Below are 21,563 nucleotides of genomic sequence, written 5' to 3'. Positions count from 1 at the left end.
CCGGATCAGCGCCAGGACTCAGCCGTCACTGACGTCGCACTCTGCGTCGTCAGTGCCATCGTGTTCAAAAAGCACTTTAGAGTAGTCGGGCTAGAGGCACGGCCCGGAGCCTGATGACTATCGTTCCTCACGCTCCGCGTGGGAATGCCGTTCGTGACGCTCTGCGTCACACAGTGGTTTTGGGATGTCAGGTGGATTGGCGTTCGGCTCAAGTCACCTTTTCGCCCCTCGGCGAGTCACTTTGAAGGGGCCAACGTGACCAAAGCCCCTGGCTCCGTTTCCGGCCCGACTTCGTCGGGTTCCTTCGCCCTGTCACTTACGTCGCACTCTGCGTCGTCTCTGCCATCGTGCTCGAAAAGCGCTTTAGAGCAATTTGGCTAAAGGCAGGGCTTGTGAGCTGATGACCATGGTCCCCACGCATGGGCACGATAGTTACAAGGTGATCGTTCCTTACGCTCCAGTGGAGCGTGCGCAACGATAACGCCGCCGCTTTCGAGGCATGAGTACCGTTTCCGGACGTATCGAAACGCTGGGACACCCCGCGTTTGATCTGGCTACAATGCCCGCCTTGCCGGGAGTTCTCATGTCTACGTTGCTCACTGACTGGCGTCATCGCTCAACCCATCGTCGCGTCTGGGCGCTGGCGACGCCGATGATTCTGTCGAATATTTCCGTGCCGCTGGTGGCGCTGGTCGACAGTGCGGTGATCGGTCATTTGCCCCACGCCCATCAGCTGGGTGCCGTGGCGGTGGGCGCCACGCTGTATACGTTCCTCGCCTGGGCCATGGGCTTTCTGCGCATGGGCACCACCGGGTTTGCCGCACAGGCGGCAGGGCGCAGTGACAGCGCTGCCTTGCGCCGGATTCTGTTGCAGGGGCTGCTGCTGGCTGTCGGGTTGGCGTTGCTGCTGGGTGTGATCGCCTTGCCGTTCAGCCATCTGGCGCTGACGATGATGCAGCCGTCTGCCGATCTGCAGCAAATGACCCTGGATTTCTTCCATACCCGACTGTTCGGCCTGCCTGCGGCGCTGGCCAGTTATGCGCTGGTCGGCTGGTTTCTGGGGGCGCAGAACGCTCGGGCGCCACTGGCGATTCTGCTGGTGACCAATGCCGTCAACATCGTGCTCAATCTGTGGTTCGTCCTGGGGCTGGACTGGGGCGTGGTCGGCTCGGCGCGTGCGTCGGTACTCGCGGAGTGGACGGGCGTGGTGCTCGGTCTGCTGCTGGCGCGCAACACCTTGCGCGCCTGGCCTGGGCGGATCGTCTGGTCGGCCTTGCGCCTATGGAGCAACTGGCGGCCCTTGCTGGCAGTCAACCGGGACATCTTTCTGCGCACGCTGGCGCTGCAATCGGTGATGTTCCTGATCACCGTGCAGGGCGCTCGCCTGGGGGATGCGACGGTTGCCGCCAATGCCTTGCTGCTCAATGGCCTGCTGTTGACTGCCCATGCCCTCGATGGGCTGGCGCATGCGGTCGAAGCGCTGTGCGGGCATGCCATCGGTGCGCGGGACCGGGATACGTTGCGCCGCTCCCTGGTGGTCGCTGGGGGCTGGTCACTGATTTCCAGCGTAGTGTTTGCGCTGTTCTTTCTGGTGGCTGGGCATGCCTTCGTCAGCCTGCAGACCGATATTCCGGAAGTGCGCGCCACTGCGATGACGTATCTGCCGTATCTGGCGCTGATGCCGTTGCTGGCCGTCTGGAGCTACCTGCTGGACGGCCTGTTCATCGGTGCCACGCGTGCGCGGGAAATGCGTAACGCGATGCTGTTCAGCGCAGCGGGCATCGCGCCGCTGGCTTATCTGGCTTCCAGCCACGGCAACCACGCGCTATGGCTGACGTTCCTGGCCTTTACCCTGCTGCGCGGCCTGAGCCTGGGGACCATTGCCTGGCGGCTGACACGCAGTGACGGCTGGTTCGTTCACTGACCTTTCGACCCGGTTGCTGCGTTCTTTTCAGACGCCGTTTGCGGCGTGTGCTTGACGAACATGTCCACCTCGTCGACCACTGGTGCCAGACCGCTTAGCAATCTGGCGAATGCGCCGACCAGCGTGCCGTGGTTGGTGCGCGAGAAATACAGGTCGCGCACCGGCACGCCGGCTTCACGCAGCGACCTGGCCAGGCCGCCGGTGTTGCGCTTGGGGTTGACCAGCGAGTCGGTGTTCGAGGCCATCAGCAATGCCGGTGGTGCGCTGGACGTGACGTGATTGATGGGTTGCGAGTCGGGCGGTGAATTGGGGAAGAAGAACACCGGCTTCACGTCCGGGTTCTCGATGGGCAGGAAGTCGTAAGGCCCGGCCAACCCGATCCAGCCGCTGAGGATGGAGGGCGACAACCCTTCGCGAGCCAGCCAGCGCGGGTCGAGCGCGAGCATTGCGGCGTTGTAGGCACCCGCGCTGTGGCCCATCACGTACAGGCGGCTCATGTCGCCACCATAGGTGTTCGCATGCTTGTGCGCCCAGGCCAGCGCCTTGGCCGAGTCTTCCAGAAAGCTGGGGTAACGTACCTGTGGATACAGCCTGTAGTCGGCGATAACCACCACCATGCCCCGTGCGGCCAGCGCTTCGCCGACGAACGCGTAATCGGCCTTCGAGCCGCTGTTCCAGCTGCCACCATAGAAAAACACCACGACCGGTGCCTTGGCCGGTTTCGCCTTGGGCGTGTAGACATCCAGCGTATTGCGTGGGTCCGGCCCGTAAGCCAGATTGTAGACATGATCGACAGGGCCGCTGGGGTTCAACGTATTGAGCAGCTTCAAAGGCGAGCAGCCGGACAAGGCTGCCAGTACGGCACCGGTCATCAGTGTCAGGAAAATCACTCGGATCATAGCGGAGGGGCTCTGGAAGGTAAGTCGGATATGCCTGAGACCGTCACGCTTCGTCCCAGTGCCGCACAGTTGCTGCTACGTCATTCAGTGGCGTACGGATCACTCGGTGGGCTGGCGAAGCTGATGCGCGGGCTGCTCAGCGTAAGACCGCTGTCATCTATCTGTACCGTGCTTGCCCCGGCATCGACGGTCAGTGTGCTGCCTTCAGCCAGTTCTACGCGGGTCCCGTCCGCCAGTTGCAGTTGCCGGTCTGGCCCGGTGATCAGCTGCCAGTCGAGGTGTATCTCGACGTTGTCGGCAGGTGCCTGATCACATCTGTGGCCGCCAGCGTCTGCCAGCGCTGACAGGCAGCCGGTGATCTGCGGCGGGCGTTTGTCGTCTGCGCAAAAGCTCACTATCACTGCCATGCCGCCCCGACACTCAACATCCAGCCCCGCAGCCAGAGGCAGCCAACAGCCCGCGTCGGGGCCCTCCGGACGTTGCCAGTCCCATTCGAGGCGCACGTGCACCCGGCCTGACGCATCGGTCCTCGCCGCTTCGCCGTCGCTGCCGATGATCCAGCCACGCTGCAGTGGTGCAATGGCGGTGCGCGGTGCCGGGGCAGGTGCTGTGAACCCGGTCTCCCAAGGGCTGGCGCCAAATACCAGCAGGTGGCGGCGACGCGAGTGGACGAAATGGTAGTGAATGCCTTCTTCTGCACACAGCCGCTGGACCAGTTGCAGGTCGGATTCCTGATACTGCACGCAGCTTTCGCGCTCGATGCATTCTGTCTGCAGGTCAAAGCGGAAGGCGTTCTTCAAACCATGTTCTTCCAGCACCTGGGCGATGATCTGCGTGGCAGTCATGTGCTGAAAGATACGTGAGTGCTGACGCAGCCCGAGGCAGGCCAGTCGAGGCCCCATCAGCAGCGTGTAGCAGGCCGGGCCGGGGTGGTAGTGCTTGCGGGTCGCGCCGTGGATCTGACCGTGAAAGCCTTGTCCTTGAAAACTCTGCCCCGGAAAACCCTGCTCGCCACCGCAGCTCAGCCAGGCAGGCTTGTACATCAGGCTGGTCAGGTCCAGATCGAAGCCGTCGCCGAGGATTTCCAGCTCGATGGCATACGGCTGGCTGATCGCTTCGGTTGCGCTGAACGATACGACGCTGAAACGGCGCTGCAGGCGGGCAATCTCCAGATGAAAGAACGGCGCGCTGTCGGGGTCGGGCATGGAGGGCTTCTCTACCGGGAATGCGACCGCGGATTCTCGCGCAGAAGCCGGGCAGGGTAGAGGTCTGCAGGTAGAACAGGACGTTGCCTACAGCAGATGTTGGTGGGGGATTACGTCGAGTGGGTGGGTTGTATGAGCGCGGAGCGTGGGCGGCGGTGGTTACGGACACCTCTCGTCCCTCACGCTCCGCGTCACGAACTGCATGCCAATGCGGAGCATTGGCACGATAAGCAGTTAGATCTGGCGCCGCGCAAGGATCAGGACGACAGGTACGACGAGCGGGTCAGCCCCAGGCGCAAGGCATCGAGGAAGTAGGTGCGCTCGCGTGGGGTGATCTTGGCGCTGGCGACCTTGTCCCGGTAATGGGTCATCAGTTCTTCCGGCGACAGGTGCACGTAGCGCAGCATGTCTTCGATGGTGTCGTGGGTTTCGATGCCGGCGTGGTAAACGCTGCCGTCCGGGTTCTGGTAGATGTTCACCGAGTCGGTATCACCGAACAGGTTGTGCATGTCGCCGAGAATTTCCTGGTAGGCACCCACCAGGAAGATCCCCAGCAGATAGTCTTCGCCTTCGTTCAGCGAATGCACCGGCATGCTGGTCTCGATGCTCTGCTCATCGACGTACTGCTTGATCTTGCCGTCCGAATCGCAGGTCAGGTCCTGAAGCACGGCACGGCGCACCGGCTCTTCATTCAAACGGTGCAGGGGCAGAATCGGCAGTACCTGGCCGATGGCCCAGGTGTCCGGCAGGCTCTGGAACACCGAGAAGTTGCAGATGTACTTGTCGGCCAGCTTGTCGTTGAGCTCGTCCAGCACCTGACGATGGGAGCGTTGACGGGCTTTCAGCGAGTTGTACAGGCGGCGGCAGACGGCGAAGTAGCATTGCTCGCCCAGCGCTTTTTCCGACAGGCTGATCTTGCCATCGGCGTACTGGGCCGCGATGTCGCTCATGTAGTGCGTGGCGCGCCAGTAGGTTTCGGTGACCATCTCGATGTCGGTCGGACCCAGCAGGTCGACCAGCCATTGCACGGTTTCCGGCAGGCTGGCCTTGTCGGCGATTTCCGGGACTTCGTCGTTGTGTTTTTCGACGTCGGTCACCTGCACCACCAGCATGGCGTGGTGGGCGGTCAGCGAGCGGCCGCTTTCCGAGAAAATATGCGGGTGCGGCAGGCTTTGCGCGTCGCAGAATTCCTTGAGCATGCCGACCACCACGCCAGCGTAGTCGTCCATGTCATAGTTGATCGAGCTGGCGTTGCGCGAGTGCGTGCCGTCGTAATCGACACCCAGACCACCCCCGACATCGATGTAGTCCACCGGCAGGCCAAGCTTGCGCAGTTCGCCGTAGTAACGGATCGCTTCCTTGAAACCGTGCTGATAGTCGGCCAGGTTGGCGATCTGCGAGCCCATGTGGAAGTGCAGCAGGCGGATGCCCTGATCCAGGCCGGCCTTGCGGAAACGCTCGACCACCGACAGCAATTGCGCAGCCGACAGGCCGAACTTGGATTTCTCGCCACCGGTATCTGCCCATTTGCTCGACGCCAGGGAAGACAGGCGCACGCGCAGACCGACCTGGGGGGCGACTTTCAGCTCGGCGGCTTCTTCGATCACCAGTTCGACTTCGGACTCTTTCTCGATGACGATGAACACGTTGTGGCCCAGCTTCTGGCCCATCAGCGCCAGACGGATGAACTCACGGTCCTTGTAACCGTTGCAGACGATGGTGCCGCCTTTGGGCGCCAGTGCCAGCACGGCCATCAGTTCAGGCTTGGAGCCCGCTTCCAGGCCGATGGAGACGTTCTGCGTGGCGATGATGTTTTCCACCACCGCTTCCTGCTGGTTGACCTTGATCGGGTACAGCGCGGTGTATTGGCTCTGGTATTCCAGGCGCGCGATGTTGCTGTCGAATGCGCCGGTCAGCTGGCGCACGCGGTCCTGCAGGATGTCGGGGAAGCGCACCAGCAGCGGCAGCGACAGGCCGCTCTTGCGCAGGTTGTCGACCTGTTCGTAAAGATCGATGGGCGAGCTGTCCGGCCCGTTGGGTCGGACTTCAACGCGGCCCGCTTCGTTGATTGCAAAATAACCCGCGCCCCAATGGCGAATGCCATAAACGCTGCGGCTGTCCGCAACGGTCCATTGGCTGCCATCGTCTTTGCGTGTGCGTCGTACGGACATCGAAGTCCCCTATAAAGAAGTCGTAGCGCCAGCCAGTAGCCAGCTGGGCGCATTGTAATGAGTGGAAATGACGATTTGATTCGCGGGTTCAGCCGCCGGACTTTTTAGCCTTGAAGCCTTTTTTGATCAGCTCTGCCACCAGCAGTTCTACGTGATCACCCTGAATCTCGATCACGCCTTCCTTGAGCGATCCGCCGGTGCCGCAGCGCTGCTTGAGGGCCTTGGCCAGCTCTTTGAGCGGTTCTTCGGCCAGCGGGACGCCGCTGATAGTGGTGACGGTCTTGCCGCCCCGGCCCTTGCTTTCGCGACGTACACGGGCAATGCCGTCACCTTCGGGGATGGCCGTCTGTTTGCAGGTGCACTCGGCAACGGGTTGACGACAATCGGGGCAGTGGCGCCCAGCGTCGGTTGAAAATACCAGGCCACCCAGGGCGGCGAGAGAAGCGGCTTTTTTAGCCACGCAAACATCCTCTTGTTGAGGACTGAAGATGGGTCGGGCTCGTACGAGCCATCGACCGCGAAGCCCCACTCTGGCAGGGGCAGCGCTACTGAAACGGCAGGGCCGGTCCAGTTTGAAAAGGTCGCGCAGTGTAACGGCAAACCGGCCGGTTGCTAAGGGGCTGGATGCGCCAATTTCTGAACACTCGCTTACTGCTCGTTCTCTATCTGTTTGAGGTAGCGTTTCAGCGCCGCCAGGGAGTCAGGGCACCAGGGATTGTGCTCAGCCTGTTGCAGCACTTCGGCGATGGGCATGAAGCGCGCCTCCAGGACCTCTTCAGGTTGCAGTTTCAACGGCCCGTCCCACACGGCTGAAAACACTGCACACCAGAGCCGGTTGCCCGGCTGATCGAAGAAAAACTGTTCGTGGGCCTGCAGCGGCACGCCACTGACCCCCAGCTCTTCTTCCAGTTCTCGCGCGGCAGAGGCCGCATAGCTTTCATCGGCCTGGACCATGCCGCCTGCGGCTACGTCCCAGTAGCCGGGATAAATCGCTTTGCTCAAGGTGCGTCGATGCACACACAGCTCACCCCGGCTGTTGAACAGCAGGATATAAGTGCCGCGTCCTATCAGCCCGCGTTCACGCAAATCGGCACGGACCAGCGAACCGAGCAGTCGATCCTGTTCGTCGACCCAGGCGATCTGCTCGGCGTCCGAGGCGGCGCGATGCGCGGCCTCGTTGGCAGGTATGGACATCAGCCCTGATTCAGCAGTTGGCGCAGGTCAATGACTGCGGCGTTGGCACGCGAGATGTAGTTGGCCATGACCAGCGAGTGGTTGGCGAACACGCCGAACGGGCTGCCGTTGAGAATCATCGGGCTCCACATCGGCTCTTGCGAGGCTTCCAGCTCACGAATGATCTGGCGCACGCTGACCGTCGCGTTCTTCTTCGCCAGTACATCGGCAAAATCAACCTCGATGGCACGCAGCAGGTGCGACAGCGCCCAGGCCTGCCCACGTGCTTCGTAGAACACGTTGTCGATTTCCAGCCATGGCGTTTCGACGATTTCCTCATCGACCTGCGGCACCTCACCGGGCTTGACCGACACAGCGGCTTCGGTTTTAAGCGTGCTGTTGAGTTTGACCCGGCCAACGCTGGCCGACAGGCGTTGCGACAGCGAACCCAGACGGGTGCCGACATCGCCCAGCCAGTTGTTCAGGTTGTCGGCGCGGGCATAGAACAGCGCGCCTTTCTGGTTGGGGTCGGACAGGCGTGCCTGGTAGCGGCTCAGGGAGTTGATCCCCTCGGCGTACTGCGACTCGCTGGAAGGCAGCAACCAGCTGCGATTGTTGAAGTTGAACAACGGCTCGGCGCGGGCCAGATCGCCATCTTCAGCCGATTGCGACTGGGAGCGGGCGAAATCCTTGCGCAGCGCACGACTCAGGTCACGCACCTGAACCAGCACGCCGTATTCCCAGCTGGGGATGTTGTCCAGCCACAGGCCCGGTGGCATGCGGTCGTTGGACAGGTAGCCACCTGGCTTGTTAAGCAATGTGCCCGCGACGGTCTTGAGCGTTTCAACCGTCGTGTAGCCAATGACCATCTGTTTGCCTTCGCGCTCGGCAGCGGCCTGGGCGTTTTGCTGTACCGGGAACAGCGCAGGTTCCTTGCTCCAGTACCAGCCGACTGCCAGTGCGACCAGCAGGTAGATCAAGATCAGGGCGCCCAGCGCGCGACTGTAGAACAGGTTACCCAGGTAACCGCGGCGTTTGGTCGATGAAGTGTCAGCGGTGCGCGCACCCGCGCTGCCTGCGCGGTTCTTCCAATCCAGCATGGTAGGGTCCTTTCGATCTTGAGTTGAATGCTTCACGAGGCGTTCGACCGCAACCTTACCTCAAGGTGCGGCTGACAGACATTATCTTGAGATTTGAACTGTAACGATCATAGGCGCAGTCTATGCATCGATTGATTTTGCATACTGGCTATGCGCCATCAAAATGTTGTCAAATAAGTGACTTACGACACTGTTCTGTTGTAACGGAGGTGCTAGCATAGCGCCATCAGCCGTATCGCTCAGCAAAACCACAGTAGTCTGAATATGACCGAGCCCGAAGACCCTAGCCGAGATCGCCTGAAGCATCACTTTGCCCAACGGGTCATTCACCAGGCGCGCCAGATTCTGGAGACGTGGCAACGTCTGCAGAAGGCCGAATGGTCGGTCGGCGACATGGCCGAGCTCAAGGAGTCCACGCAGCGTCTTTCGCGCTTTGCCGAGCGCTTCGAACAGGTTGAACACAGCGCTCTGGCGCAGGAGATCAGCCAGGCCCTCGATGCGGTGGAAGCCAATCGCGGTCGTCTCAACAGCCGTGTCATCACCGATCTCAATCGTCTGATGCAGCGCCTTTCCCGAACCGGGCTGCGGCATGGCGATCGTTTCGAGCAGACTTCGCTGCCACCGTTGCGCAAGCCCGTCTATATCGTGCTTCAGGATCACGAGCGGGCCGAGCGCCTGGCCAAGCAACTGGAGTTCTTCGGTCTGGCGGCGCTGTCGCTGCACAATGTCGCCGAGTTTCAGCGGGCGATGGCTCAGCGGCATCCGGCAGCGATTGTCATGGATGTCGATTTCAGCGGGCCCGGCAAGGGGCTTGAACTGGCCTCCCAGGCTCAGGAAGGGCTGGAGCAGAAGCTTCCGTTGTTGTTTTTCAGCCTCAATGAAACCGATACGCCCACCCGTCTGGCCGCGGTCAGGGCCGGTGGCGAAGAGTTTCTGACCGGCGCGCTGGAAGCGTCGAGTCTGCTGGAAAAAATTGAAGTCCTGACCTGCGTGGCTCAATACGAGCCCTATAAAGTGCTGATCATCGACGACTCCCGCGCGCAGGCGTTGCACACCGAGCGTGTCCTGAACGCTGCCGGAATCGTGACGCGGGTGCTGCTCGATCCGATTCAGGCGATGTCTGAACTGGCCGAGTTTCAGCCTGACCTGATCATTCTCGACATGTACATGCCGGGCTGTACCGGCACGGAGCTGGCCAAGGTCATCCGCCATAACGACCGTTACGTCAGCGTGCCGATCATTTATCTGTCGGCCGAAGACGATCAGGACAAGCAGCTCGATGCCATGAGCGAAGGCGGCGACGACTTCCTGACCAAGCCGATCAAACCCCGTCACCTGATCACCACCGTGCGCAACCGTGCTGCCAGGGCGCGAAACCTCAAGGCGCGCATGGTCCGCGACAGCCTGACCGGGCTCTACAATCACACGCATATTTTGCAACTGCTGGAAGATTGCAGCTTTCGTTCGCGACGAGAAGGCAAGCCGCTGTGCTTTGCCATGCTCGATATTGACCACTTCAAGAGGGTCAACGACAGCCACGGGCACCCGATGGGGGACCGTGTCATCAAGAGCCTTGCGCTGTTTCTCAAGCAGCGCCTGCGCAAAACCGACTTCATCGGTCGTTACGGCGGTGAAGAATTTGCCATTGTCATGCCGGACACCGACATCCAGAGTGCCCACAGGGTGCTGGATGACATTCGCCATCGTTTTGCAGAGATCCATTACCCGGCGCAGCCCGCCGATCTGTTCTGCACCTTCAGCGCCGGCGTGGTTGCTCTCGGTGCCGATGACGACAGCCTGAGCCTTGCCTCTCAGGCGGATACGGCGTTGTATTGCGCCAAGCACGCGGGCCGCAATCGAGTGCATTCGGTGCTGCTCGACGTGCCTTATCACGTCGTGCGGAACGAAATCGAAGCCTGATTCCTGCTCAGCCCTGGCTTTCGATCAGCCTTTGCCGCTCCGCCGATTTGCCCGGTGAAAATGCCAGCGCCAGTTGGGTGCGGTTATGCATGTGCGTCAGGCGCAGCACCTGCGACACATAGAGTTTTACAGTGTTTTCAGTGATGCCCAGTTCGCAGGCGATCTGGTAATTGGTCAGCCCGGTACTGACCAGGCGTGCCACGTCCAGTTGGCGAGGTGACAACTTGGCCAGTGCCACCGGCATCTGCACTTCGCGCTCCGCGCGGTCACGCGTTTTTCGCTCGGGATGAGGCTTGTTCTGAACGCTATCCAGGTTCTGATAAAGGTCGTCGATGGAGGCGGCCAGAAACTGGAGTTTTTCGTTGAGCAGGCCCAATTGCTGACGGTTCTTCTGCCGCTCGTTCAGCGCCTGGACTTGCAACTGCACGCCTTCGAGCAATTCTTCCAGATCGACCGGCTTCTGGTAGTAATCGGCGATGCCTGCCCTAAGCGCCTTGATGACGTCTTTTTTCTCGGCCTGGCCGGTCAGCATGATCGCCTCGAACAGGTGCGTCTTGCCGCCAGTCATCTTCATCGCTTCGACCATCTCGATGCCGTTCATGCCAGGCATTTCCAGATCGCAGAGTACGATGCCGATCGTGCTGTCGGCGCTGAAACGCTCGATGGCTTCGAGGCTTGAATAGCAACGCACACACTCATAGCCGCTGCTTTCCAGAAACTCGCAGAGTTCTTCAACGATAAGGGGCTGGTCATCGACCACCAGAACTTTCGTGAGCGGGTAGTTATCCACAGGCAACTCCATGCTGTTAGGGGGCCGTCGACGGCGCCCCGATCCATTCAGCAAACATGACTCGGCGTTATTCGATCAGTGGGGATGTTGGTGACAGTACGCCATCGCCATGACTTAACCGTAGTCGTACTTTCTGACTATGTACATAGCATTAAAGTTTTCCCCATCGTTCTTCGACTAATGGAGCAGTGCTGTGCTCAGGAGTAAGCCTGCGAACAAAAAAGGTGAAAAAGGATGTTTATCTGGCGCTGCGGGGTTCATATACCGATAGCGTTGTGCAAGCCATTGCTGCGCATGGGGCCAGGCACTCTTTCCGACGATAAGCCAGGTCGCCATGGCAGCGCCCGCGCCAATAAATGTACACAGCAGATAGGCACTGTTCGAGGCCAGCGCCAACGCCGTCATCAGTTTGACGTCTGCGGCGCCCAACTTGCCGAGTGCATAACCTGGCAATGTCAGCGCCAATGCCAGGGTCACGGCCAACAAGGCCTCCAGCGCAGGCGAGCCGAGCCAGGTCATACCGGTCAATGCCAGGTAGATAATAGCCAGCGCTGCTGCGCCGAGTGTCAGCCCGTTGGAAATCTGCTTGCAACGCGCATCCTGTTCGGCGCAAATTGCAAACCATATCAATAGGAAAAATAATTTCATCACGCCGAAGACATCCTGTTATCGGGAAAGAATCTATGCTGTGTTGATGCACTACATGTCAGGGTAGACGTCGATATGAAAACTGTTCTGCAACATACCTTGCCCCGTCGTCAACAGGGGGCCGCCGCTATTGAATTCTCTGCGGTGTTCGTTATTTTCTTTGCGGTGTTCTACGGCATGGTGAGTTATAGCCTGCCGTTGCTCATGGTCCAGTCATTCAATGCCGCTGCCAGTGAAGCGGTGCGCAGAAGTGTGGCCCTCAGTCCGACAGTTACTGGCTATAACGATCTGTTGAAGAGTCAGGCTCAGAGTGTGGTCATGAACCAGTTGTCGTGGATACCCCCTGCGCTGGGATTCAATGTCAACCATACCAGCGTCACTTATAGCGCAGGCATTCTGACCGTGACCATCCAGTATCCCAAGACCCGACTGGCTCAGGTACTGCCCTTGTTGACCCTCCCTGGCATTGGCGAGGTTCCGCGCTTGCCGAGCAACCTGACTGCACAAGCGAGTCTGCAACTTGTCCCTTGAAAAGAATCGTTTGAGCCGTTGGCTGGGCCGTGGTGAAGCAACGCAGGTGCCGCAGCCGTTGCCCGTATCGAGCGAGCCCGGTCCGATCGGTGCAGACCTCTATCTGCTGCTGGATGACGAAGGCCGTATACAAAGCATCAGCCCGCATTTGCTCGCCCGGCTGGACGTCGCTGCGCCACTGCCGGCGGCTCAGCGTTTGATGAGTCTGCTGCTGCCCAACAGTGCGCTGGTCATCGAAGGGGTGCCGCGTGACTGGTTGGGGCACATGCTCGACCTGGACTTCAAGGGGGATGATGCGCATACCTTGCACGCCCGAGGCTGGGTGCAGGCGCATGGCAAGGGCTGGCTCTTGCAATTGCTGGATATCAGCGACCTGATGGAGGAGGCCAGTGCCGCGCGCAGCCGCCAGCAGTGCCTGCGGTTTGCCGGACAGATGGCCGAGCGTGTGCGAGGGTGCAACGTCGACCGCTTGACTGCGGTGGTGAGCGAGCAACTGGAGGAGCTCGCGCAGCTGTGGCGCATTCCCTGTGTGGCGCTGGTGTTGCCGGAGGCCGGCGGTGTTGGCTGGCGTGTTTATTGTCAGCACAGCGCGCATACGGCGCCCGAGTTGTGGCAGGTCGGGCAGCGGCTGGGCACCGCGCTGGATCGATTCAACGTCGACGCCACGCAGCAGCTGAGGTTTGGCGGCGGTGTCGATGAGGGCGCGCTGCAAAGTGTTTTTGGCAACGCTGAGGGTTTTCTGATCCCCCACAGCCGCGATAACGTTGCCAAAGCCTGGCTGATGTTCGGATTTTATAACGCGCAGCAGCAGGCTCCGGACCTTGGCGAGCGCGAGTGGCTCAACCTGTGCTCGGCCTTGGCTGGGCCGGTACTTTTTCGCCTGTCCGAGCAACACAACCGTCATCATGTCGAACGCCTGGCGGTGCTTCAGGACCTGCTGGGCACCGGATGGTGGGAATTGCTGCCGGATCGTGACGAGGTTCTGCTGGCACCGCAGCTGGCTCGCAGTCTGCGTCTGGGCGACCGGGTCGAGAGCCTGTCGCGTCAGGACTGGCTGGCACTGATTCATCCCGCCGATCGACAGGAGCTGTCCAGTCGTCTCGCGCAGTTGCGCGACAAAGGCACACCGCTGTTGCTCTGTGTGCGTCTGGCACAAAACGACCCCGCTCAGGAAACCCTCTGGTTTCGTATCCAGGGGCAGGCGTTGATCAGGGGCCAGGTTCAGCGAGTGCTGGGGTTCATGCTGGACGTCAGCGATATCAAGAATCAGGAAACCGAGGCCGCCGCCGCGCACGCCCGGCTGGATAACCTGATTGCCAGCTCGCCCGCCGTGATTTACGTGCAGCGTTATGATCACGGCAACCTGGAGCCCACCTTTTTCAGTGACAGCCTCACGCCTCTGCTGGGCTGGACGCTGGCCGATTGCGTCGATGGGCAGCTGGCGGGATACATCCATCCCGACGACCACGACATCTGGTTCGAGCGTAACCGCCAACTGCTGCGCGAAGGATTCGTCAGCCGCCGTTTCAGGTTGCGCAACAGGAACGGCCAGTACCACTGGCTGCTGGACGAGGCGCGACTGCTGCGTGACGACCTTGGCATGCCGGTGGAGGCGGTGGGCCTGTGGCTCGACGTGACCGAGGCCACCCTGGCCGCCGAGCATATACGGCGCAGCGAGGAGCGTTACCGCATTCTGGTCGAGGATTCGCCGGCGATGATCTGCCGCTACACGCCGGACCTGGTGTTGAGTTTCGGCAACCGGCCGCTGGCCAACTATATGGAGTGCACACCCGAGCAACTGACCGGGATCAACCTGGGAGACTGGCTGTCGAACGAGCAGCGCGAGGCGTTCATCAAGCGTATCGGCCAGCTGACTCCGGAAGCGCCGGTAAGTACCGAAGAAATCTGTATCGAGCTGCCGGGCCGTGAGTACGCCTGGTGGATATGGGCCGACCGAGGGGTGTTCGATGAGCACGGCAAACTGGTCGAAGTGCAGGCGGTGGGGCGTGACAACACCGATGTGCGCCGCTCGCGCATGCAGTTGAATCAGAGCGCGAAGATGGCAACGCTTGGCGAGATGTCCACCGGTCTGGCCCATGAGATCAACCAGCCGCTCAACGTCATGCGCATGGCCGTGGTCAACGTTCTCAAGCGTCTGGGCCGGGGTGATGTGGACATCGAATACCTCACTGAAAAACTCAATCGCATCGACACTCAGGTGCAGCGCGCTGCCCGGGTAGTCGATCACATGCGGGTATTCGGTCGCCGCTCTGAGGTAGAGGAGCAGCTGTTCGATCCGGCCCAGGCAGTCGAAGGCACGATCTCGATGCTGGCTGAAGGCATGAAAGGCAAGGGCGTGCAGCTGCGGGTCGGCGCGATGATCGACGCGGTGCGGGTTCGCGGCCATGTCGATCAGCTTGAGCAGGTGCTGATCAACCTGATGGTCAACGCCCGTGATGCCTTGTTGTCGCGCCGGGAAAAGGACCGGGATTTCGAGCCGTGGATCAGTGTCGAGGCCGAGCGCGATGAAAATATCATCCGCCTGGCGGTCCAGGACAACGGCGGGGGCATTGATCCGCGGTTGCTGGAGCGTATTTTCGAGCCGTTTTTCACCACTAAACCGATCGGTGTCGGCACCGGGCTGGGCTTGTCCGTCAGTTACGGCATTGTCGACCAGATGGGCGGCCAGCTCAGCGTCGCCAACGTCGGTGAGGGCGCTCGATTCCAGATCGAGCTGCCGATCTTCAACGCCGATCAGACCGGCAGCTAGATCACCAGGGTCGCCTGACCCAGGTTGCAGCTCAGATTGGAGCCGACGTCGGTGGCCCCCATGCTCACACCCAGTGATTCGAACAACGGGTCGACGACCGACGTGAGCAAGCGTGTCAGGGTGTCGTCGACAATCGCATCCAGCGCCAGGGTCAGGCTGCTCAGGGTGCCGGCCGCACCGGTGATGACGTTGCCCAGCACATTGCTGGTCGCCGGTTTATACACATTCACTTTGACGCTTGAAGCCGTGCCGTTGAGCAAGGTACTCGGTTTGGTGTGCGCAACGCGTGTCAGGTAAAACGGGGCGCTGCTGATCTCCGGCAGGTTGGGCGAGCTGAACGTCGTGCTGGTAACCGTCGAGCTGCCCAGTGCCGACTGGCTGACGTTGTCGAAGGTAAGGCCGATACCGCCACCTCCAAAAGGTTTGCGCGCGGTGCAGTTACCCAGCAGCCCGGCGATTTTCTGACAGGTCATGGTGCCGATATCGATGACCGGTAGCGGCAGGGCGGTGACTGCCGCGGGATCAGTGCTGGCGGGGAAGGCCGACGAACTGTCGATCCAGCCGATCTTGGCGCTGAGCAGCGCTGCGTCGGTCTTGACGCTGAGGGTTTTGCTGGCGTTGCTGGTGCAGGTAAATCCGGTAACGTAGCTGTCGGCGCTGGCCATTGCCAGGCTCATGTCGATCCTCGGACCTGCGTTTGACGAGCCTTCGGAGGTCAGAAATTTGAAGTCGGTCACCATGCAACTGGTGAGTCCCAGCGCGCAGGTGGCCGAGGTCCCCAGCCCGGCAATGTTCAGGCTCAATGCGCTGTTGAGAATCGGCGTGAGGCTGCCTATCACTGATCCTGCGGTATTGGCCAGCGAGGTTATCGTGCCGAGCACCGGCAGGTTGATCGACACCAGCGCGCGCATTTGTGCCGTGCGCACGTAAATCCGGTTGGCACCGTTTCGCGGGTCGAGCGGGTCGATCTTGCTCGGGTCGCCGATCGCCGACAGCTGAGGCGGCTCGATCACCTGAATGCGTGTGGTGACCTGCGCCAGCCCGGCGACATTGATCTGGGTCGCGGTCAGAACGCCGGTCTTTTCATTGGCCAGTTGCGCGAGGCCCTGGACCAGATCCATCAGGCGCAGATTGGTATTCAGCGCGGCGAGGTCCGCGCCGCTCTGCACGGACAGCAGATCACCCAGCAGCACGGTGGTTGCTCCGGAAGCCAGCTTCAAGGCTTGCAGGCCCTGAATGGCGGCGGCACCGCCCAGTGTTGCGTTGGGGCTGATGACATTGATCGCGCTCTGCAGCAACTGACTGACCGAAACCGAGGTGTTGAGTACATCGTTGTAACCAACCGCCGTGAGGCTGAGGTCGGTTTTCAGCCTGTTCAGGTAGCTCAGCAGACTCAGGTTGGTGTCTGCAATGCCTTGCCAGTTGGCAACACTCAGGTTCAGCGTGCCGCCCAGCAGGCTGCCGACCACCGGGTTGAGGAGCGCGGCACCGGTGCTGTCCACAGTGACTCCCGCACTGCGGATGGTCAGCGCCGCCAGCGGCGCGGCACTGGCGGCCACGGCAGTGGCGCTGATCGTCACATTGGGTGGGGAGGGCGTTTTTTCGAACAGGGCGCCAATGCCGGCTGCAATGCTGCGTGGCACCGGATGAGCCGCAACCACCTGGATAGCCAGCGCCTGCGTCGAATCGGCGACAAATACGCGAGGCCCCGCGACGTCCACGGTGAGTGTTCCGCAGCGGGTCACCAGGGTGCGGCCATCGGTATTCGGGGTGAAACCGTTGCGCGTGGCGCTCTGATTGGCGAAATCGGGCGCAGTGGCTGCCGTGCCGCTGCACGTTCCTCTACGGCCCGCCGCTTCCAGTGCGGCAATGTCCGCAACCCGCTGCAACGAGCGCTTTTCCAGATACAGCCTGCCGCTGTCGATAACGGTCAGCGTGCACAGCAATGCCAGGCCCATGGTCAGCGCCGCCATCAGGCCGATCGCGCCGCGCTGCCGGGAGGGCATCGCCGTATAACCATCCAGTGGAGACATCAACACTCCTTCGATCACGCCATCGCACACTCATTTGTCCCTGAAGAGTGTAGTCAACGCCTCGAAAGAGCGCTGGCAAGGTGCCAGATTTGAGCAGTGTCGCACCCGTCATGTGCGGGCGCGATCAGGTCTGTCGATCAATACTGGTAACGCAGCACGCCATGCGACAGGGCCCGAACGGCGAAGATGCCCAGCAAGGCGGTCATGGCGGGCACGACGAGCCACCAGACGCGCACCGACATGGCCGGCAAGGGGTCCTTGCGTTGAATGAACGCCAGGCTGGCTGCGCAGACGCAGAACGCCAGAAGCATGCCGGCGAGAATGTCGGTAGGCCAGTGAACGCCCAGGTAAACCCTCGACAGCGCGATTGCCAAAGCCGGAATACCGGCGACCAGCATCCAGGTCAGGCGCAGCCGCACGGGTTGGCCGCGTCCGGCCAGCACTGCCAGGGTCATGAACAGCGCAAAGGCTGCCGAGCTATGACCGCTGGGCATGCTGTACGTGGTCAGCGGCTCTAACAGCACCTCCGGGCGAGCGCGGGCGAAAAACGTTTTCAGGATGCCGTTGGCGATCGCGGTGCCCAGTGTGGCGATCAGGGCAAAGGCTGCGTGGCGCCATTGCCTGGCAACCGCCAGTACGATGATCAGCAGGCTGGCAGCCAGCAACTGCGCCCTGAAATCGCCGATGCTGGTGACGAAGACCACAATGTGCTGCGTGGCTTCGCTGCGGTGTTCCTGGATGAGCGTCATCAGGCCGTTGTCGAAATCGGCCAGCAACGGGAAGCCGAAGAACAGCGCCGCGACCAGCATCAGGCTGAGCGCGGAAATCAGTCGGGTTGCGTAGCGTTTCTGGCGAATACTGCTCTGGATGCTCAGCCCGAACAGGACAGCCAGCCCACCGCCGACCACGGCCGCCTCGGGCCAGAAGCCTTCCGGCAGTGGCAGGCGAATCGCTGCGCCTGCCGCCCAGCCCGGCATCAGGTAGGCAATCGACCAGCCTGCCGCCGCCAGCACGCTGACCGCCACGAAGCGCGGCAGCGGCATGTCGCACATACCGGCGATCATCGGCAGCATCGGGCGCAACGGACCGATGAAGCGTCCTACCAGCAAACTGGCAATGCCGTAACGGTGGAAGTATTTTTCCGCACCTTCCATCCACTCCGGGTGCGTGCGCAAGCCGGGCAATTGACGGATATTCTGATGAAAGCGCCGGCCTACGAAGTACGACACCGCGTCACCCAGCAGCCCGCCGAGAAAACCCAGCAACAGCACTTCGCTCAACGGCAGTATGCCGCTGCCCGCCAGGGCGGCGATGGCAAACATGATGACCGTGCCCGGCACGACGATCCCGACGATCGCGACGCATTCAATGAAGGCCACCAAAAAGATCGCGACAGCCACCCAGGAAGGGTTTGCGGTCAGCCAGCCAGTCATTCCATTGAGCAGATCGCCCATCGGTCAGTTTCCTTGATCGAGAAATAAGTAGTCGCGGCCTTCGACCTGACCGCGTCTGAGAGGGTTCCGTGTGCAGAAACGGGCGTAACCGGCATCCACGAAGCGATACATCAAGTGCTCATCGCGCCCGGCGGGAATGCCCAGTCGGGTGGTCTGGATAATGCGTTCGGGTGTCTGACTGATGTCCTCGACCAGCAATTGTTCAGGGTCGAAGCGCTTGGCGTCCCACACCGGGACTTTCAGGCCGAGCGCCTTGCACAGCAGCGTCTGGCCAGCACAAAGCCGTTGCGCCGGGCGCATCGCGCCGCTGGCGTCGGGGTTGTTCAGTTGCATCTGCGCCAGCGCGTTTTCGTCGCTGGTTGCGTCGGTCCAGGGAAACGCCGATTTGATCAGCACGGCATTGCCCGGCCCCTCGGCGCTGAAATTCAAAGAATCGCCGCCGCGCGCGTAGTACATATAGATGTGGCCTCCGTCGAAAAACAGCGCCTTGCGTTTCTCGGTGTAGCCCAGCGAGGCATGGCTGCCCTTTTCGGCGCAGTAGTACGCTTCGGTTTCGATGATCCGCGCGGCCAGCCACAGGTCGCCAACCTTGTGGCGGATGACCTTGCCCAGCAGATCGCGCGCCAGCACCTGGGCATCGCGATGAAAGAAGTGGTCGGGGAGGGCTGTGGGCATAATCGGACGGGTACATTGAGAAAGAGCCCGATAATAACAAGCGCAACTTTAATTGCAGCTGAATGTGTCTGGATTAGGCGCTTTGTTGTTTCTGAACGTGACCGAATCATGACAAGCCGTTATGCCCATGCAGGGTGCCAGCCTGCGCATGGCCGCCGGCAACGCCTGCCACGGTGACGAAAAAACTGCGCACTGATATCGACCATCCGCCTGTCTGCGCTGTCGTTCGGGCGGCACGACAGCTATAATCAGCCGCTTTCCTCTTTGCCAAGACCTCTGAGACCAATGACTGAGTCCGTTCTTGACTACATGACCCGCCTGGGTCGCGCCGCCCGCGAAGCTTCGCGAGTGATCGGTCGTGCCAGCACTGCGCAGAAGAACCGCGCCCTGCAGGCCACTGCCGCCGCTCTGGACGAAGCTCGCGCCGAGCTGTCTGCCGCCAATGCGCTGGACCTGGCCAATGGTCAGGCAAACGGCCTTGAACCGGCCATGCTCGAGCGTCTGGCCCTGACCCCCGCACGTATCGACAGCATGATCGTCGGGTTGCGTCAGGTTGCAGCGCTGGCAGACCCGGTCGGTGCGATCCGCGACATGAGCTATCGGCCGTCAGGTATTCAGGTCGGCAAGATGCGTGTGCCGCTGGGTGTTGTCGGAATCATCTACGAGTCGCGTCCGAACGTGACCATCGATGCGGCAAGTCTGTGCCTGAAGTCCGGAAACGCAACCATCCTGCGCGGTGGTTCCGAAGCCATTCATTCCAATCGCGCCATCGCGGCCTGCATCGAGCGCGGCCTGGCCGAGGCCGGGCTGCCCGCTGCGGTCGTGCAGGTGGTTGAAACCACCGACCGTGCAGCCGTGGGCGCGCTGATCACCATGCCCGAGTACGTGGACGTCATCGTTCCGCGTGGCGGCAAGGGTTTGATCGAACGCGTCAGTCGCGACGCGCGGGTGCCGGTCATCAAGCATCTGGACGGCATCTGCCATGTGTACGTCAGTGCCCACGCCGATCTGGCCAAGGCGCAGAAGATCGCCTTCAACGCCAAGACCTACCGTTATGGGATCTGTGGCGCGATGGAAACCCTGCTGGTCGATCAGACCATTGCAGCCGACTTTTTGCCGTCGATGGCCGCGCAGTTTCGCGAGAAGGGCGTCGAGTTGCGCGGTTGCGAGCGTACCCGTGACTTGATCGACGTGATCCCGGCCACCGAGGACGACTGGCACACCGAGTACCTGGACGCGATTCTGTCTATTCGCGTCGTGTCCGGTCTGGATGAAGCCATCGAGCACATCAACCATTACGGCTCGCATCACAGCGATGCCATCGTGTCGGACCACCAGAGTCAGGTGCGCCGGTTCATGGCCGAGGTCGATTCCAGTTCGGTCATGGTCAACGCGCCGACGTGCTTCGCTGACGGGTTCGAATACGGCCTGGGTGCCGAGATCGGCATTTCTACTGATAAGCTGCACGCCCGCGGTCCGGTCGGTCTTGAAGGGCTGACCTGCGAGAAGTACATCGTGATCGGTGACGGCCAATTGCGCGGACAAGCCTGACTTGAATAGCCCCATGACCGCGCTGCCCAGACGTATCGGCATGCTTGGGGGCACGTTCGACCCGGTTCATATCGGTCATTTGCGCGGTGCGCTCGAAGTGGCCGAACTGCTGGAACTCGATGAGTTGCGCCTGACGCCCAGCGCCAGGCCTCCGCATCGTGACATGCCGAGCGTCACCGCCGAGGATCGTCTGGCGATGGTTCAGAGTGCCGTTGCGGGTGTGTCGCCCTTGACGGTGGATGACCGTGAACTGAAACGTGACAAACCGTCGTACACCCTCGACACACTGGAATCGATGCGCGCCGAACTGGCGCCTCGCGACCAGTTGTTCCTGTTGCTGGGTTGGGATGCCTTTTGCGGGCTGCCGACCTGGCACAGATGGGAAGAACTGCTGGAGCACTGCCATATCGTGGTGCTGCAACGCCCGGACGCGGACAGCGAGTCGCCGGATGCCATGCGCAATCTGCTGGCGGCCCGCGCAGTCAGCGATCCCAAGGCCCTGAAAGGGCCGGGTGGACAGATTACATTCGTCTGGCAGACGCCTTTATCGGTGTCTGCCACCCAGATCCGTCAACTGCTGGCCAGCGGTAAGTCGGTACGTTTTCTGGTGCCAGACGCGGTACTGGCCTATATCGATGCACGCGGACTTTACCGCGCGCCGAACACTGATGGGTCGTCCTGAAACTGCTTTGATCGACAAGCGTCTGGACGGTCCCACA

The 21,563-nt window shown here is 61.2% G+C and carries 17 protein-coding genes; 6 read left to right on the top strand and 11 right to left on the bottom strand.

Features of this window, described 5'->3' with window-relative positions; all coding sequences use genetic code 11:
- Nucleotides 1–583: 583 nt before the first annotated feature.
- Nucleotides 584–1,924, top strand: coding sequence for an MATE family efflux transporter (locus GE543_RS14470; protein WP_103688869.1), 1,341 nt, complete (start codon nucleotides 584–586; stop codon nucleotides 1,922–1,924).
- Here GE543_RS14470 and GE543_RS14465 read toward each other — a convergent pair.
- The 6 genes from GE543_RS14465 to GE543_RS14440 form a co-directional block, all read right to left on the bottom strand.
- Nucleotides 1,918–2,823 carry an alpha/beta hydrolase gene (locus GE543_RS14465; RefSeq protein ID WP_153221715.1) on the bottom strand — a complete coding sequence of 302 codons (906 nt, stop codon included), beginning with the start codon at nucleotides 2,821–2,823 and terminating at the stop codon, nucleotides 1,918–1,920. The genes GE543_RS14470 and GE543_RS14465 overlap by 7 nt on opposite strands.
- Before the next feature lie 80 nt (nucleotides 2,824–2,903).
- The gene (locus GE543_RS14460) at nucleotides 2,904–4,028 is read right to left on the bottom strand and encodes a contractile injection system protein, VgrG/Pvc8 family (protein WP_153221714.1); all 1,125 of its coding nucleotides are present in this window, start codon (nucleotides 4,026–4,028) and stop codon (nucleotides 2,904–2,906) included.
- A 257-nt stretch (nucleotides 4,029–4,285) separates the two neighbouring features.
- A complete protein-coding gene (gene speA / locus GE543_RS14455) occupies nucleotides 4,286–6,199 on the bottom strand; it encodes an arginine decarboxylase (protein ID WP_003340965.1) in 1,914 nt (637 codons plus the stop codon).
- Nucleotides 6,200–6,287: 88 nt separating this feature from the next.
- The gene (locus tag GE543_RS14450) at nucleotides 6,288–6,659 is read right to left on the bottom strand and encodes a translation initiation factor Sui1 (RefSeq protein WP_003340951.1); all 372 of its coding nucleotides are present in this window, start codon (nucleotides 6,657–6,659) and stop codon (nucleotides 6,288–6,290) included.
- Nucleotides 6,660–6,847: 188 nt separating this feature from the next.
- Nucleotides 6,848–7,393 carry an NUDIX hydrolase gene (locus GE543_RS14445; protein WP_100073538.1) on the bottom strand — a complete coding sequence of 182 codons (546 nt, stop codon included), beginning with the start codon at nucleotides 7,391–7,393 and terminating at the stop codon, nucleotides 6,848–6,850.
- On the bottom strand, nucleotides 7,393–8,472 hold the full coding sequence (locus tag GE543_RS14440; protein ID WP_003419373.1) for a DUF2333 family protein: 1,080 nt from the start codon (nucleotides 8,470–8,472) through the stop codon (nucleotides 7,393–7,395). Before GE543_RS14440 ends, GE543_RS14445 begins: the two co-directional genes overlap by 1 nt.
- Nucleotides 8,473–8,736: 264 nt before the next feature.
- Here GE543_RS14440 and GE543_RS14435 point away from each other — a divergent pair, with 264 nt between their 5' ends.
- Nucleotides 8,737–10,392: a PleD family two-component system response regulator gene (locus tag GE543_RS14435; protein ID WP_003419371.1), complete on the top strand. Its 1,656-nt coding sequence runs from the start codon at nucleotides 8,737–8,739 to the stop codon at nucleotides 10,390–10,392.
- Nucleotides 10,393–10,399: 7 nt separating this feature from the next.
- On the opposite strand, the gene GE543_RS14430 is transcribed toward GE543_RS14435, so the two are convergent.
- Both GE543_RS14430 and GE543_RS14425 read right to left on the bottom strand, forming a co-directional pair.
- Nucleotides 10,400–11,194: a response regulator transcription factor gene (locus tag GE543_RS14430; protein ID WP_004411971.1), complete on the bottom strand. Its 795-nt coding sequence runs from the start codon at nucleotides 11,192–11,194 to the stop codon at nucleotides 10,400–10,402.
- A gap of 165 nt (nucleotides 11,195–11,359) precedes the next feature.
- The gene (locus GE543_RS14425; RefSeq protein ID WP_153221725.1) at nucleotides 11,360–11,830 is read right to left on the bottom strand and encodes an A24 family peptidase; all 471 of its coding nucleotides are present in this window, start codon (nucleotides 11,828–11,830) and stop codon (nucleotides 11,360–11,362) included.
- A 75-nt stretch (nucleotides 11,831–11,905) separates the two neighbouring features.
- On the opposite strand from GE543_RS14425, the gene GE543_RS14420 reads away from it, so the two are divergent.
- A complete protein-coding gene (locus GE543_RS14420) occupies nucleotides 11,906–12,361 on the top strand; it encodes a TadE/TadG family type IV pilus assembly protein (RefSeq protein ID WP_003419362.1) in 456 nt (151 codons plus the stop codon).
- Entirely contained in the window at nucleotides 12,351–15,131 is a 2,781-nt protein-coding gene (locus GE543_RS14415) for a PAS domain-containing sensor histidine kinase (RefSeq protein WP_178118611.1), read from the top strand. Before GE543_RS14420 ends, GE543_RS14415 begins: the two co-directional genes overlap by 11 nt.
- Here the strand turns inward: GE543_RS14415 and GE543_RS14410 are convergent.
- The 3 genes from GE543_RS14410 to GE543_RS14400 all read right to left on the bottom strand — a co-directional run bounded on the left by GE543_RS14410 (nucleotide 15,128) and on the right by GE543_RS14400 (nucleotide 19,293).
- On the bottom strand, nucleotides 15,128–17,164 hold the full coding sequence (locus GE543_RS14410; protein ID WP_153221712.1) for a TadG family pilus assembly protein: 2,037 nt from the start codon (nucleotides 17,162–17,164) through the stop codon (nucleotides 15,128–15,130). The two genes, GE543_RS14415 and GE543_RS14410, sit on opposite strands and share 4 nt — an antisense overlap.
- A gap of 137 nt (nucleotides 17,165–17,301) precedes the next feature.
- Nucleotides 17,302–18,618, bottom strand: coding sequence for a bifunctional DedA family/phosphatase PAP2 family protein (locus GE543_RS14405; RefSeq protein WP_046271287.1), 1,317 nt, complete (start codon nucleotides 18,616–18,618; stop codon nucleotides 17,302–17,304).
- Nucleotides 18,619–18,621: 3 nt separating this feature from the next.
- Nucleotides 18,622–19,293: a DNA-3-methyladenine glycosylase gene (locus tag GE543_RS14400; RefSeq protein WP_153221711.1), complete on the bottom strand. Its 672-nt coding sequence runs from the start codon at nucleotides 19,291–19,293 to the stop codon at nucleotides 18,622–18,624.
- A 285-nt stretch (nucleotides 19,294–19,578) separates the two neighbouring features.
- Between GE543_RS14400 and GE543_RS14395 the strand changes: the two genes are divergently transcribed.
- Complete coding sequence (locus GE543_RS14395) at nucleotides 19,579–20,844, top strand: glutamate-5-semialdehyde dehydrogenase (protein WP_153221709.1); 1,266 nt, start codon at nucleotides 19,579–19,581, stop codon at nucleotides 20,842–20,844.
- Nucleotides 20,845–20,866: 22 nt separating this feature from the next.
- Nucleotides 20,867–21,526, top strand: a complete 660-nt coding sequence (gene nadD / locus GE543_RS14390) for a nicotinate-nucleotide adenylyltransferase (RefSeq protein ID WP_161420682.1) — start codon at nucleotides 20,867–20,869, stop codon at nucleotides 21,524–21,526.
- Nucleotides 21,527–21,563 lie beyond the last annotated feature (37 nt).

Source organism: Pseudomonas sp. SZ57 (genome assembly GCF_009495975.1).
GTDB lineage: Bacteria > Pseudomonadota > Gammaproteobacteria > Pseudomonadales > Pseudomonadaceae > Aquipseudomonas > Aquipseudomonas syringae.
This window is presented reverse-complemented; position numbering and strand designations above follow the sequence as displayed.

Bases quoted from the DNA above. Each gene is read 5' to 3' on its own strand.
- GE543_RS14400 (WP_153221711.1), bottom strand. From the start codon at position 19,293: ATGCCCACAGCCCTCCCCGACCACTTCTTTCATCGCGATGCCCAGGTG.
- GE543_RS14435 (WP_003419371.1), top strand. From the start codon at position 8,737: ATGACCGAGCCCGAAGACCCTAGCCGAGATCGCCTGAAGCATCACTTT.
- GE543_RS14405 (WP_046271287.1), bottom strand. From the start codon at position 18,618: ATGGGCGATCTGCTCAATGGAATGACTGGCTGGCTGACCGCAAACCCT.
- GE543_RS14445 (WP_100073538.1), bottom strand. From the start codon at position 7,393: ATGTCCATACCTGCCAACGAGGCCGCGCATCGCGCCGCCTCGGACGCC.
- GE543_RS14420 (WP_003419362.1), top strand. From the start codon at position 11,906: ATGAAAACTGTTCTGCAACATACCTTGCCCCGTCGTCAACAGGGGGCC.
- GE543_RS14430 (WP_004411971.1), bottom strand. From the start codon at position 11,194: ATGGAGTTGCCTGTGGATAACTACCCGCTCACGAAAGTTCTGGTGGTC.
- GE543_RS14425 (WP_153221725.1), bottom strand. From the start codon at position 11,830: ATGAAATTATTTTTCCTATTGATATGGTTTGCAATTTGCGCCGAACAG.
- GE543_RS14395 (WP_153221709.1), top strand. From the start codon at position 19,579: ATGACTGAGTCCGTTCTTGACTACATGACCCGCCTGGGTCGCGCCGCC.
- GE543_RS14460 (WP_153221714.1), bottom strand. From the start codon at position 4,028: ATGCCCGACCCCGACAGCGCGCCGTTCTTTCATCTGGAGATTGCCCGC.
- GE543_RS14470 (WP_103688869.1), top strand. From the start codon at position 584: ATGTCTACGTTGCTCACTGACTGGCGTCATCGCTCAACCCATCGTCGC.
- GE543_RS14440 (WP_003419373.1), bottom strand. From the start codon at position 8,472: ATGCTGGATTGGAAGAACCGCGCAGGCAGCGCGGGTGCGCGCACCGCT.
- GE543_RS14410 (WP_153221712.1), bottom strand. From the start codon at position 17,164: ATGTCTCCACTGGATGGTTATACGGCGATGCCCTCCCGGCAGCGCGGC.
- speA (WP_003340965.1), bottom strand. From the start codon at position 6,199: ATGTCCGTACGACGCACACGCAAAGACGATGGCAGCCAATGGACCGTT.
- GE543_RS14465 (WP_153221715.1), bottom strand. From the start codon at position 2,823: ATGATCCGAGTGATTTTCCTGACACTGATGACCGGTGCCGTACTGGCA.